Below are 12,796 nucleotides of genomic sequence, written 5' to 3'. Positions count from 1 at the left end.
ATACGGCGTTTTTTTGTGGGCTCAAAAGTACGAATTTACTTTGTTATGCTATGAATAAAATCGAAAGCTTTTTCTTTCCAATCCGATTCTTCTAAAAGAATTTTCACAAATGCAGTCCCTATAATCCCGCCATCGGCTTGTTCGGTAACTGTGGTAAAGTCGGTTTTATTTTTAATCCCAAAGCCTATCATTAGTGGATTTTTCAGCGGTAATGAGGCTAATCGGTTAAGATAATCTTCGTTTTTCAATGTTTTGGACTGGTTGCCCGTTGTGGACGAAGAACTCACGGCATACAAAAATCCAGAACTTAAGCTATCCAAATACAAAATTCGCTCGTCAGACGTTTCTGGCGTGACCAAAAAAGTAAAATTCAGATTAAACTTTTTGAGAATGGATTGGTATTTTTTTTCAAATTCAATAGGAGGGAGATCGGGGATAATCAGTCCACTAATGCCCGTTTCTTGACATCTCTGGCAAAATTTTTCAAAACCGTAAGAAAGCACAGGATTGATGTAGCCCATCAAAATGATTGGAATGCAAATTTCGCCCTTAATTTTTGCCAATTGCTCAAAGAGTTTCTCTATTGACATTCCGTTTTCTAAGGCTTTAATGTGAGCTTGTTGTATCACTTCGCCATCGGCAACAGGGTCGCTATAAGACATGCCAATCTCCATCATATCAGCCCCGGCTTCTTGAATTATTTTAATGATTTCCGCAGTATCTTCCAACTGAGGAATACCTGCCGTAAAGTATATATTTAGTTTTTTCTTAGTCATAATCTTAGATTACAAATGGTTTAAATAAGTTTCCATATCCTTGTCGCCTCTACCGCTTAGGCAGATGACAACGATGTCTTTTTTTCCAAACTTCTTTTTATCCAAAACGGCTAAAGCGTGGGCACTTTCCAACGCAGGAATAATACCTTCCGTTTTAGTGAGATTGAATGCCGCTTTTAAAGCTTCATCATCGTTGATGCTTAAAAATTCGGCTCGTTTTTGTTGGTAAAGATTGGCGTGCATCGGTCCAATCCCCGGATAGTCCAACCCCGCAGAAATAGAGTAGGGCTCAATCACTTGTCCGTCTTTGGTCTGAATAACCAAACTCTGACTGCCGTGCAAAACGCCAATGCTCCCCAAAGCCGTTGTTGCAGCAGTTTCTCCAGAATGAACGCCCAAACCGCCAGCTTCTGCCGCAATGATATTGACTTTTTCATTATTCACGAAATGATAAAAAGTCCCTGCAGCATTACTACCACCGCCCACACACGCAATGAGGTGGTCGGGATAATCTCTGCCTTCCTGTTCTTGTAACTGGACTTTAATTTCCTCTGAAATAACAGACTGAAACCTTGCCACCAAATCAGGGAAAGGGTGAGGACCAACCACACTGCCTATGATATAGTGGGTAGTTGTAGGATTGTTTATCCAATCTCTCAGAGCCTCGTTTACAGCGTCTTTTAGAGTTTTAGAACCCGAAGTCGCAGGAACGACTTTTGCCCCCAACATTTTCATTCTGGCCACATTAGGAGCTTGTCGGGCAATATCTATTTCGCCCATATAGACAATACACTCTAAACCGAGCAAAGCACACGCCGTAGCAGTAGCAACGCCGTGCTGTCCAGCACCTGTTTCGGCTATGATACGCTGTTTGCCCAACTTTTTTGCTAAAAGCGCTTGCCCCAAAGCATTATTGATTTTATGAGCCCCAGTATGGTTTAAATCTTCTCTTTTAAGGTAGATTTTAGTGCCGTATTGTCGGCTCAAATTGGGGGCAAAATACAACGGTGTTTCCCTTCCTACATAGTTTTTTAATAACTCTTTAAACTCCTTTTGAAAATCTTCCGAATAAATGATTTCCAAATACTTGTCTTGTAACTCTTTAACATTAGGGTAGAGCATTTCGGCGATAAAAGCACCGCCAAATTCACCGTAATACCCTTCTTTATCTGGATTCTGATAATTCATTTTAATCTATTTCTATTGATACAAACTTAATTTAAAATTTTTAATAAGTGCCACATCTTTATTGCCTGCGGAAACTTCAAATTTACTATTGAGGTCTAAAGCGATTGGTTTTTGTTTAATGGTTGAGATTTTGCTACTATTCTCGTTAGAAATACCACCGCTTAGAAAATAAGGTTTAGTGAGGTTTAATTCGTTAAGTAATTGCCAATCAAAGCTTTTGCCTGTTCCACCAAAGGCTTTGCTATCCGTGTCAAAAAGTAAAAAGTCTATTTCAGATAGTTCTGAAAAATCCGAAATATCAGGCACGGTTTCTCCCACCCGTATCGCTTTTATAATTTGCGTTTCTTGTGGGAGTTTACTCTTTAAATCACGAATAAAATCAGAGGTTTCATTGCCGTGCAGTTGAACTAAATTAAGTTGAGCTTCCATAACGGTTTGTACTATTTTCTCGGTGGTTTCATTTACAAAAACACCCACTTTTTGCTTGTGATTTAGCGAAGCGATTTCCTTTAGTGTTAAATGATTCAATACATATCTTGGTGATTTTTCGTAAAATATAAAGCCGAGATAATCAATTTTTAACTCTATAATTTCCCGAATTTGATTCAAATCGGTAAGTCCACAAACTTTTATTTTAGGTGCAGGTTTCATTTTTTATTTTATTTCTTCAATAAAAGATTGTAAAGCCGCTCCAACATGGTCTTGCTTCATAAAATATTCGCCCATTAAAAAAGCATCAAAACCACTGCTTTTAAGTTTTTTATAAATTTCAGGACTATAAATGGCACTTTCGGCAACGCTTAAAGTGCCTTCAGGCAATTGGTTTCGCATTCTAATGGCGTGTTCGTAATCCACTTCAAAAGTATTGAGGTTTCGGTTGTTAATGCCTACCATTTTTAATTTGGAATAATATTTATCAAAATCTTCACCACTATAAAATTCCAATAACACCTCTAATCCTAAATGATGTGCCGTATCTGTAAGGTCTTCAATCTGGGATTTAGCCAAAATATTGGCTATAAGTAAAATACAGTCTGCACCGTAGGCTTTGGCTTGATAAATTTGATAATCATCGACAATAAAGTCTTTCCTTAGCAAAGGGATATCGTAAGCATTGGCTTCCTCCAAATCGGTTAAACTTCCTCCGAAGAAAGGTGTATCCGTCAATACAGACACACAAGCCGCTCCGTATGCCTTATATAGCGGTAAAATCGCTTGGATTTTAGCCTCTATGTTGATGTTGTTTTTAGAGGGTGATTTCCTTTTAAACTCGGCTATAATTCCATACGGATTGGATTTTAAACTCTCAATAAAACCCCGCGTAGGCTGGTAAAAAAATGGAGTATCCTTGAGCTTTTCTAACGGCGTCTGCTTTTTGGCTTGCTGAATTTCGTCCAGTTTACAATCTACTATTTTGTCTAAAATGGTCATTTAATTTAGGTTTTTAGGGTGTTTGTAACAAGTTTGCACATGGTCGTTTACCATACCGATGGCTTGCATAAAGGCATAAATAATGGTAGTCCCTACGAATTTAAACCCTCGCTTTTTTAAGTCTTTGGATATTTTATCCGATAGCGAAGTAGAGGCGGGTACTTCCGATAGGTTTTTAAACTCATTTCTAATTGGCTGATGTTCCACAAAACGCCATATATACTGGGAAAAAGTGCCAAACTCTTCTCTAACTTTTATAAAAGCCTTAGCGTTTTTAACCGAAGATTCTATCTTTAATCTGTTGCGGATAATCCCTGTATTGCAGAGTAATTCTTCGAGTTTAGTTTGGTTGTAAGTGGCGATTTTGGTATAGTTGAAATCATCAAAGGCTTGCCTAAAATTTTCTCTTTTTTTCAAAATGGTTATCCAACTCAATCCCGCCTGAAACCCTTCCAATAAAAGTATTTCAAAGAGTTTTTTATCTTCAAAAACAGGCTCGCCCCATTCTGTATCGTGGTAATTGATGTAAATTTCATCATTGGTTACCCAGCCGCATCGTTCTTTGTTTTTTAGTTCCATTAAGCGGTTATTTTATTTAGGCAATCTTTAGCTTTTCCCTCCAATAGACTTTTCTTCGCTAATTCAAAACAGTTTTGATAATCCCCATATTTTTTAGTATTATAAAGTGCCATTGCGGCATTGGCTAAAACGACGGCGTTTTGCTCTAGAGTGCCTTTGCCGTCTAATATGTTAAGGAAAATGGCTGCGGCTTCTTCTTTGGTTTCGCCGCCGTAAATATGGTCTTCTGAAATATTTTTAAATCCTAATTCTTCGGCGGAATAGATGTACTCTCCGTTTTTATCAAAAATTTTGGTGTCTTGCGTAAGGCTGATTTCATCATAACCGTCCAAAGCGTGGACAAGCATCGTGTGGTTGTCTTGTTTTTGAAGGAGGTACTGGTAAAGTCTAGCGATTTCTAAATTGGCTACTCCGATGAGGGTGTGTTTGGGGCGCGCGGGATTCACCAGCGGGCCCAACAGATTGAAAAAGGTTTTCAGACCTAAATTTTTCCTCAAAGGAGCGACTTTTTTTAATGCGGGATGAAAGAGCGGGGCGTGAAGGAAGCAAATATTTCCTTTTTCCAAATCGTCTCGCAGTTCTTTTTCGCTTGTTTTGAAACGATAGCCACAGTGCTCTAATACATTGGAAGAACCACTGACGGAGGAAGCGGCGTAATTGCCTTGTTTTGCTACTTTTTGTCCTGCGCCGGCGACAATAAACGCTGCGAGCGTAGAAATGTTAAAGGTGTTTTTGCCATCGCCGCCTGTGCCTACAATATCCACCAAGTCGTCCGTTCCCAAATCGACGGGAAGAGCCATTTGGAGAAGCGCCTCACGGAATCCTTCCAATTCGTTTAGGGTGATGCTCCGCATCATGAAAATCGTAATGAAGGCCGTAATCTCACTGTCGTTGAATTTGTTTTGGGCGATTTCGGTGAGGATGCTTTTGGCTTCGCTTTTGGTTAGCGTGTGATGGTTGAACAAATAGTGGAGAATCTGTTTCATTTTGAACGAAGACGGTTTTATTTTTTGATAAAATTTTCGAGGATTTGGTAGCCTTTTGGGGTGAGGATGCTTTCGGGATGGTATTGGACACCGTGAACGTCAAAGGTTTTGTGTTTCAGACTCATGATGATTCCTTTGTCGTCTACGGAGGTTACCTCCAATTCTTGGGGGAAATGGTTGGGGTCTACAGCCCAAGAATGGTAACGTCCTACTTCGAGCACCTCGGGAAGTCCGTCGAAAAGGTGGTGTGGATGGATTTGTTTGGCTTCGGTGGCTACGCCGTGGTAGATTTCGGAAAGATTGATGAGCTGTCCTCCGAAGGCTTCGGCAATGGCTTGTTGCCCAAGGCATACGCCGAGGATGGATTTGCTTGGGGCGTAGGTTCGGATAACGTCCAGCAGGAGTCCCGCTTCTTGGGGAATGCCGGGGCCTGGGGAGAGCACAATTTTATCGTACCGTTCGATTTCTTCCAGTTCGATTTCGTTGTTTCGTCGAACATCGATGCGATGATCGACAATCCGTTCGATCAGTTGGACGAGGTTGTAGGTAAAGCTGTCGTAATTATCAAAAACTAAGATGTTCATTTTGAGTTTGTTTTGAGGGTTAAACGATGGAAGCGGCTTTTTTTATGGCGGCTTTTAGTGCATTGAGTTTGTTTTGGACTTCCTGCCTTTCGTTTGTGGCTGAAGACTTGGCTACGATGCCGGCTCCGGCTTGATAGTATAAGGTTTGGTTTTTACTTAGAAACGTACGGATCATGATGGCCAAGTTGCAGCTTCCGTCGAAGCCGACAAAACCGATGGTTCCGCCGTAAAAACTTCTGGAACTTTTTTCGTATTGGTCGATGAGCTGCATGGCGCGGTATTTTGGTGCGCCGCTCAAGGTGCCTTGCGGGAAGGTGGAGGCAATCATTTCGTAAGGATTTTGCTTGGCGGAAACCTCGGTGCTTACTTCGCTGACCATATGGATGACGTGGGAAAAGAATTGGATTTCCTTTAGTTTTTCCACGGAAGTGTTTTGCCCATGAATGCTCAAATCGTTTCTGGCCAAATCGACCAGCATAGTGTGTTCGGCGTTTTCTTTTGGATCGTTTTTTAGGGCTTCGGCGGCTTGAAGGTCTTTTTCGGCGTGGCCGGTACGGACGAAGGTGCCTGCAATGGGATGGATGAAGGCTTTGCGGTCACGGAGGACGAGCTGGCTTTCTGGGCTCGATCCGATTAGCTTGTATTCGCCGTAGTCGAAGAAGAAAAGATAAGGTGAGGGGTTGATGGTTCTTAGAGCACGGTAAACGTTGAATTCGTCTCCTTTAAATTTTTGTTCGAATCTCCGGCTCAGAACCAATTGGAAAACATCGCCTCTGAAGCAATGTTTTTTTGCGGTTTCCACCAAATTTTCAAAGGCATTGTCCGTCAGGTTGGACGTTTCATGACCTAAAGGTTCAAACGGAAAGACGGAAACGTTTTTTTGGAGGAGGATGCTTTCAATTTCGTTAAGGATTGAGGGCAGTCCGGGGATTTTATTTTCGATGAGAAACATCTCGTCGTTAAAGTGGTTGATCGCAATCACGTATTGATAAAGGCGGTAGCGTAGAAGTGGGATTTGGTTTTCTTCGGAAGGCTCCTTGAAACGGAGGTTTTCAAACAGAGGGATTGCATCGTAGCTGATGTACCCGAAAAGCCCCTGAGCGGATTTAGCGATGGGATTATCGGGAGCTAAAGGGCAGAAACAGGCGGAAAATGCTTGCAGCGTATGGGTTAATTTTTGGTTTTCGAGGCTTATTTTTTTTGGATTTTCCAAGGGGAATTTTATTTCGGCTTCTTTATTGTTTTTTACCTCAATCCCTGCAATGGGCTGAAGGGCGATGTAGGAAAAATTGTTTTGTTGGCCGTGATGCCCTGCACTTTCCAAGAGGATGGTGTCGGGGAAACGGTCTCGGAGGCGGAGATAAATTCCGATAGGGGTATAGAGGTCTGCCGGTAACGTTTTTACGGTGGTTTTTAGGGCGATTGAACTGGTGAACATCGTAGGGTTTTTTATTAAAGAATTTTAAATGAAAAAAGGACTCTAACCTGGGTTAAAGTCCTTTTTCGTTTTCGGTTTATGAAAGATATAAACAGGAAAAGAGCCTCAAGACCTTAACAAAGATTTTGAAGTCCACCACCAGTTTATGTTCATGACTTGTTTCATCAAGGCAAATTTAAACATGTTTTTCAAATAAAAAAATAGAAATAAACAAAAACCGCACGAAAATGAATTTTCGTGCGGTTCAACGTTTTATTCTTCGACGTTTTTCAGCGCCATCAAAAGAGCGTAGGCGCCTTTGGTTACGAATTTTTTTCGGACGTTTTTAAGGTCGAAATTGAGTAGTTCGGTGTAGCCGTTTTCGGTGTTTCCGATGGTAACGGGAAACATTTTATAGGTATTGGGTCGGATTTCCTCGAAGATGTATTGTTTGTTTTCCCAGGTGACGACGGCACTTTCGGGGATGACGAAATCTTCTTGGGCATTGACTTCGATTTCTGCATTCATGAAGGTTCCGGGGATTAGAGACGGATCTTTTTCCAACAGTTCGCAGTGCACCAATACGCTACGGTCCATAGTGAAGTCTTTTCCGATGATGGCCACAGTGGCGGGGTATTTTTTCTCCGGGTTTTGGTTGGTATAGGCGTATACTTTTTGACCGATGGAGAGCAGACTCAAATCTTTTTCGAAAACTTTTAAAGCCACATGGATTTGGTTACTGTTCATGATTTCGTAAAGGATTTCCGCCGAGGAAACAAATTGCCCCTGAGCGATGTTTACTTTTGAAATGTAGCCGGAAATCGGTGCAATCAGAGCGGTGCTTTTTTGAATATTTCCCGTATTGATTTGGCTGGCATTAATACCGTAAGACGAAAGTCTGGAAGCGAGTCCTCTAACGGCGGCTTCCTGATTTTGGGCTTCGCTGTGAGCCCGTTGAACCACTTTGTCGGCACTTGCTTGGTATTTGTTCAGGTATTTTTGCCGTTCGTAATCTTTTTGGGCATAACCCAAGTTGGCTTTAGCCTGAAGATAGTCTTGCTGCAAGGCGGCCAGATCGGGGTTTTCGATGATGGCTAAGGTATGGCCTTTGCTTACATATTGGCCGGGCATGAAGCGGACATTTTTTACGATGCCGCCCGTGCTGGAAGACACTTGCGCCATGTTTTGTGGAGGAACGTCGATTTGGCCGTTTAGTACGATTTTGTTGGCGATGTTCTGATTATTGATGCTGGTGGTTTGGATGCCTGCATTCTTTTTTTGAACTTCGGTAAGGGTGATTTGCGTACCGTTTTCTGCAACGGCGAAAGTCTCGTTGGCGGGTTCCTGCTCTTTGGTGCATGACCATAGCAGAAAACCGGATACTAATATAAGGATTGTTTTATTCATAATTTTTTTGTTTGTTTAGTTTTCGGATAAGCTTTGGAGTTCGATAAGGCTGTCGTTTAATGCTTTTTGGGCATCAATATGACGGTTCATCAGGTCTAATGCCTGATTGACCAAAATTGAATATTCCAAATAGTTGGTTTCCCCTTCTTTGAGAAGAAGATTGGCCGTAAACATAATGGTTTTGGCATTGGCTTCGCCTTGCTTTTGGTAGTATTCGGTTTCGTTTTTTAGTTTAAGGTAATTTCCGTACGCTTTGGCGTATTGGTTTTTTAGATTTAACCATCCCAGTTGATAATTGTTTTCGGCAATCATTTGGTTGATTTTCTGTCCTTCGATGGCTGCTTTTTGAGCACGATTGAAAACCGGAAGGCCTATCCCCACCATACCGCTCTGAAACCGTCGGCTGTGGTTGTAAAAACGATCGTCTGCCCCGATACCGTATTGCGTACCGCTGGAGAGGCCGAAACTCAAGGTGGGTAGAAGTTTTGTTTTTTCGGCTTCTAATTTTGCCTTTTCAGTGTGGCGTTGTTGTTCCAACGATTGCATGAATACGGATTGTTCCGAAGGAATCGGGGCTTCGATTGCCAGGGGAGCGTAAAAGTCGCTTTTCATGTTCGTATAGACGTTGGTGTCATTGATCAGAAAATTAAATTGACGAATGGCGATTTCGCGGTCTTGCTGAAGGTTGTTGATCTGGATTTCCGCCTGACTACGGTAGTTTTCGGCGGTCGTTTTCTCCAGGATGTTGCTTTCGCCGGCCTTGAGCCTCAATACGGCTTTTTGGTAGTAGGCAGAGTAGAGGCTGTCGGCTTTTTTCAGGAGTTTTTCTTTTTCGTCAAGATAATTGAGCTGATTGTAGACGAGCGCAATTTCTTTCTTCAGTTGCCATTTTTGCAGATTGAGGTTCAGGACGGCATTTTTCCATTCTTCCATTAGCATTTCTTTTTGCTTTTGGTAGAATTTGGGCAAGCGGAGGCTTTGGTTGACGGAAAATGCATGATCCACGTAGATGGAGTTGAGTTGGCCGACTTCTCCGGTGATGGTTAACGGATCGATGCCGGTGGCGGTTTGTTTTATTTTTTCCTGAAAATCAATGCGGAGTTGACCGGTTTTCAGGTTCATGTTATTGTCCAATGCTTTTTGGTGGGCCTCTTCTAGCGTAATGGGCGTTTGGGCTAGGCTCATTCCGCCAAGCAACAGGAACAATAATTTAAGTAATGAATTCATTTCTTTTTATAATTTAATTTAAAAACAAATTTTTAGGTTTAATCTTCTAAATCTGGTTTGGATGCCCTTTGGGGGAAATGCTTTTCAAACCAAATATAGACGGTAGGCAAAATAAAGAGCGTGAGGAAGGTCGCTAAAAGAAGTCCCCCGATGACCACGGTGGCCAAAGGCCGTTGAACTTCGGCTCCTTCGCCGTCGCTCAGCGCCATAGGGAGGAAGCCCAAGGAAGCGACCAGAGCGGTCATCAGTACGGGACGGAGTCTGGTTTTTCCTCCTTCTCTTACGATATCGTTCAGGCTCGAATGAAATTCTTTTTGCCGGTTGAATTCGGCGATGAGAACGATTCCGTTAAGTACAGCTACTCCGAACAAGGCGATGAAGCCGATGCCCGCGGAGATACTGAAATTCATATCTCTTAACCAAAGTGATAGGATACCTCCGATAGCTGACAGGGGAATAGTGGTAAAGATAATCAGTCCGTATTTTACGGAACGGAAAGTAAAGTACAGCAAAAGCAAAATCAGGGCTAAACTGATAGGAACAGCTATACCGAGTCGGGATTGGGCTTCTTGTAGATTTTCGAAGGTTCCGCCGTAGCGTATGGTGTAGCCGGTAGGGAGATTTAGTTTATCGTTGACTTTTTGCTGCAATTCCTCAACGGTGGATTGGATGTCTCTGTTTTTGACATTGAAGCCGACGATGATTCGGCGATGGGCGCCTTCGCGTTGGATTTGATTCACGCTTTCTTTTACCTCTACTTTGGCGACATTGCTTAGTGGAATGTCGGCTCCGGAAGGGGTGGAGATGAGCAGATTTTTGACGTCATCGACATTTTTCCGAAGTTCTCCATCGAGGCGGACGACCAAATCGAATTTTTTTTCTTCTTCAAACACCGATCCTGCGGTTTGCCCCGCGAAAGCCGTATTGACGATATTGTTCACGTCCTTGACATTGAGTCCGAATTGCGCCATGGCGGCACGGTTGTACTCGATGACAATTTGGGGCATTCCCGAGATGGGTTCCACGTAAATATTTTCGGCTCCTTCGATGGTCTTGGAGATCTCGCCGAGTTTATTGGCGTAAACTTTCAGACTGTCCAAATTTTCTCCGAAAATTTTGCATACCACGTCTTGTCTGGCGCCCGTCATTAGTTCGTTGAAACGCATGTTTACAGGGTATTGGAACGAGTAGGTGACCCCGATGATGTTTTTCTTGAGTTCAGCGGTCATTTTTTCGGCCAGTTCGTCGTAGGATTTTGCCGAGGTCCATTCGCTGCGCGGTTTTAGAATAATCATCATGTCGCTTGCGTCTATGGGCATTGGGTCGGTAGGGATTTCGCTGCTTCCGGTTTTTCCTACAATTTTTTCGATTTCGGGGAATTTTTTCATCAACACTCTTTGTGAAGCCAAAACGGCCTCGGTAGAGGTTTTCAGATTACTTCCGGGAAGCACCCGGGTATCGACGGCAAAATCGCCTTCGGGAAGGGTAGGGATGAACTCTCCACCCAATCGGGTAAGAATGAAAGTCGAGAAGAAAAACAAGGCAATCACTCCTAAGAACAGAGGGTTTTGGTATTTCAGCACTTTCTTCAGGTACTTTTCGTAAAGCGTTTCCATTTTTTCCATCATCCGATCCGAAAGAGTTTTGGTATGACGGATTTTTTTGGAAAGAAACATCGAACTCATCATCGGAACATAGGTTAACGACAAGATGAAAGCACCGATTAGGGCAAAAATAACGGTTTGAGCCATCGGTTTGAACATTTTGCCTTCGACGCCTTCCAAAGTCAGAATCGGAAGGTACACCATAAGGATGATGATTTGCCCAAATACAGCCGAATTCATCATTTTACTGGCCGAACTTTGTACGGTATTGTCCATTTCGGCAGCACTCAGACGGTCTTTACTCTGCAAGGAAAGATGATGGAAACGGTGGAGGATGGCTTCCACGATAATCACGGCGCCGTCCACGATGAGGCCAAAGTCCAAGGCTCCAAGGCTCATCAGATTTCCCGAGACACCGAAAAGGTTCATCAGGATGAAGGCGAAAAGCATGGACAGAGGAATGACCGAGGCCACAATAAAGCCCGCTCGAAAATTGCCCAAGAACAAAACCAAAACAAAGATGACAATAAGAGCTCCTTCGGTGAGGTTTCGTTTAACCGTGTTGATGGCATTGTTTACCATTTTGGTACGGTCGAGGAAGGGCTCGATGACTACGCCTTCGGGTAAAGTTTTTTTAATTTCTTCGATACGGGTTTTGACATTTTCAATCACTTGGTTGGAGTTGGCTCCTTTCATCATCATTACCACGGCACCGGCCACTTCGCCTTTTCCGTTATAGGTCATGGCTCCATAGCGTATGGCGCTTCCGTAGCGTACTTTTCCGATGTTTTTGATTAGCACGGGGGTGCCGTCGGGAAGGTTCCGGATCACGGTGTTTTCAATGTCTTGAATTTTTCCCATGAGGCCTTCGGTCCGGATGTAGAGGACGGTAGGGCCTTTTTCGATGTAGGCGCCTCCTGTATTTTGGTTGTTGTTTTCCAAAGCGGTGAAGACTTCCTGCATCGTGAGCCCCAAAGCTTTGAGCTGAGCCGGATTTATGGCGACTTCGTACTGTTTGAGGTTTCCTCCGAAACTGGCTACATCGGCCACTCCTTCGGTTCCCAATAGTTGCCGCCGAACAATCCAGTCCTGAATGGTACGCAGCTGCATCGCATCGTAGCGGTGTTCGTAGCCGGTTTTGGGACGGACGACGTACTGGTATATTTCTCCAAGGCCGGTAGAGATAGGAGCCATTTGAGGCGTCCCAAGGCTGGCAGGAATATCGACGCTTTGCAGGCGTTCGGCCACTTGTTGCCGGGCTAAATGCACATCCACATTTTCCTTAAATACGATGGTTACTACGGAAAGCCCGAATCTTGAAAAGCTCCGCATTTGTTTGATGTCCTGGATGTTGTTCATCGTTTGTTCGAGTGGGAAGGTGATGAAACGCTCCACATCGGGGGCGCCCAAGCTGGGCGATACGGTAATGATTTGAACCTGATTGTCGGTGATGTCGGGGACTGCATCAATGGGCAACTTTCGTAGTTCGATGACTCCATAAATAATCCAACCCAAGGTCATCAGCATGATAATGAGTTTGTTTTTTATGGAGAATTCTATGATTTTGTTTAACATCTTGAATATAGCGTTTAATTTG

General features: G+C 43.2%; 11 protein-coding genes. All 11 read right to left on the bottom strand.

Annotation, left to right across the window (positions count from 1 at the left end; translation table 11 throughout):
• Positions 1-35: 35 nt before the first annotated feature.
• Positions 36-776, bottom strand: a complete 741-nt coding sequence (trpA, locus tag VQ048_RS06440; protein WP_327610868.1) for a tryptophan synthase subunit alpha — start codon at positions 774-776, stop codon at positions 36-38.
• Between the two features lie 9 nt (positions 777-785).
• Positions 786-1,964, bottom strand: a complete 1,179-nt coding sequence (gene trpB / locus VQ048_RS06435; RefSeq protein WP_327610867.1) for a tryptophan synthase subunit beta — start codon at positions 1,962-1,964, stop codon at positions 786-788.
• A gap of 12 nt (positions 1,965-1,976) precedes the next feature.
• Positions 1,977-2,615, bottom strand: a complete 639-nt coding sequence (locus VQ048_RS06430; RefSeq protein ID WP_327610866.1) for a phosphoribosylanthranilate isomerase — start codon at positions 2,613-2,615, stop codon at positions 1,977-1,979.
• Positions 2,616-2,618: 3 nt separating this feature from the next.
• Entirely contained in the window at positions 2,619-3,395 is a 777-nt protein-coding gene (gene trpC / locus VQ048_RS06425) for an indole-3-glycerol phosphate synthase TrpC (RefSeq protein ID WP_327610865.1), read from the bottom strand.
• On the bottom strand, positions 3,396-3,974 hold the full coding sequence (locus tag VQ048_RS06420; protein ID WP_327610864.1) for a DNA-3-methyladenine glycosylase I: 579 nt from the start codon (positions 3,972-3,974) through the stop codon (positions 3,396-3,398).
• Entirely contained in the window at positions 3,974-4,960 is a 987-nt protein-coding gene (trpD, locus tag VQ048_RS06415) for an anthranilate phosphoribosyltransferase (protein ID WP_327610863.1), read from the bottom strand. The genes VQ048_RS06420 and trpD overlap by 1 nt, the downstream gene beginning before the upstream one ends.
• 17 nt (positions 4,961-4,977) lie before the next feature.
• Positions 4,978-5,544 carry an anthranilate synthase component II gene (locus VQ048_RS06410; protein ID WP_327610862.1) on the bottom strand — a complete coding sequence of 189 codons (567 nt, stop codon included), beginning with the start codon at positions 5,542-5,544 and terminating at the stop codon, positions 4,978-4,980.
• 19 nt (positions 5,545-5,563) lie between these two features.
• Positions 5,564-6,982, bottom strand: a complete 1,419-nt coding sequence (locus VQ048_RS06405) for an anthranilate synthase component I family protein (protein ID WP_327610861.1) — start codon at positions 6,980-6,982, stop codon at positions 5,564-5,566.
• Between the two features lie 252 nt (positions 6,983-7,234).
• Positions 7,235-8,368 carry an efflux RND transporter periplasmic adaptor subunit gene (locus tag VQ048_RS06400; protein ID WP_327610860.1) on the bottom strand — a complete coding sequence of 378 codons (1,134 nt, stop codon included), beginning with the start codon at positions 8,366-8,368 and terminating at the stop codon, positions 7,235-7,237.
• Between the two features lie 15 nt (positions 8,369-8,383).
• Positions 8,384-9,595 (bottom strand): TolC family protein, encoded by a 1,212-nt coding sequence (locus VQ048_RS06395; protein ID WP_327610859.1) that lies wholly within the window; start codon positions 9,593-9,595, stop codon positions 8,384-8,386.
• A gap of 38 nt (positions 9,596-9,633) precedes the next feature.
• Positions 9,634-12,774: an efflux RND transporter permease subunit gene (locus VQ048_RS06390; protein WP_327610858.1), complete on the bottom strand. Its 3,141-nt coding sequence runs from the start codon at positions 12,772-12,774 to the stop codon at positions 9,634-9,636.
• Between the last annotated feature and the right edge of the window lie 22 nt (positions 12,775-12,796).

Source organism: Bergeyella anatis, from assembly GCF_036016955.1.
Classification (GTDB): domain Bacteria; phylum Bacteroidota; class Bacteroidia; order Flavobacteriales; family Weeksellaceae; genus JAYWXI01.
This window is presented reverse-complemented; position numbering and strand designations above follow the sequence as displayed.

Bases quoted from the DNA above. Each gene is read 5' to 3' on its own strand.
- trpA (WP_327610868.1), bottom strand. From the start codon at position 776: ATGACTAAGAAAAAACTAAATATATACTTTACGGCAGGTATTCCTCAG.
- trpB (WP_327610867.1), bottom strand. From the start codon at position 1,964: ATGAATTATCAGAATCCAGATAAAGAAGGGTATTACGGTGAATTTGGC.
- VQ048_RS06430 (WP_327610866.1), bottom strand. From the start codon at position 2,615: ATGAAACCTGCACCTAAAATAAAAGTTTGTGGACTTACCGATTTGAAT.
- trpC (WP_327610865.1), bottom strand. From the start codon at position 3,395: ATGACCATTTTAGACAAAATAGTAGATTGTAAACTGGACGAAATTCAG.
- VQ048_RS06420 (WP_327610864.1), bottom strand. From the start codon at position 3,974: ATGGAACTAAAAAACAAAGAACGATGCGGCTGGGTAACCAATGATGAA.
- trpD (WP_327610863.1), bottom strand. From the start codon at position 4,960: ATGAAACAGATTCTCCACTATTTGTTCAACCATCACACGCTAACCAAA.
- VQ048_RS06410 (WP_327610862.1), bottom strand. From the start codon at position 5,544: ATGAACATCTTAGTTTTTGATAATTACGACAGCTTTACCTACAACCTC.
- VQ048_RS06405 (WP_327610861.1), bottom strand. From the start codon at position 6,982: ATGTTCACCAGTTCAATCGCCCTAAAAACCACCGTAAAAACGTTACCG.
- VQ048_RS06400 (WP_327610860.1), bottom strand. From the start codon at position 8,368: ATGAATAAAACAATCCTTATATTAGTATCCGGTTTTCTGCTATGGTCA.
- VQ048_RS06395 (WP_327610859.1), bottom strand. From the start codon at position 9,595: ATGAATTCATTACTTAAATTATTGTTCCTGTTGCTTGGCGGAATGAGC.
- VQ048_RS06390 (WP_327610858.1), bottom strand. From the start codon at position 12,774: ATGTTAAACAAAATCATAGAATTCTCCATAAAAAACAAACTCATTATC.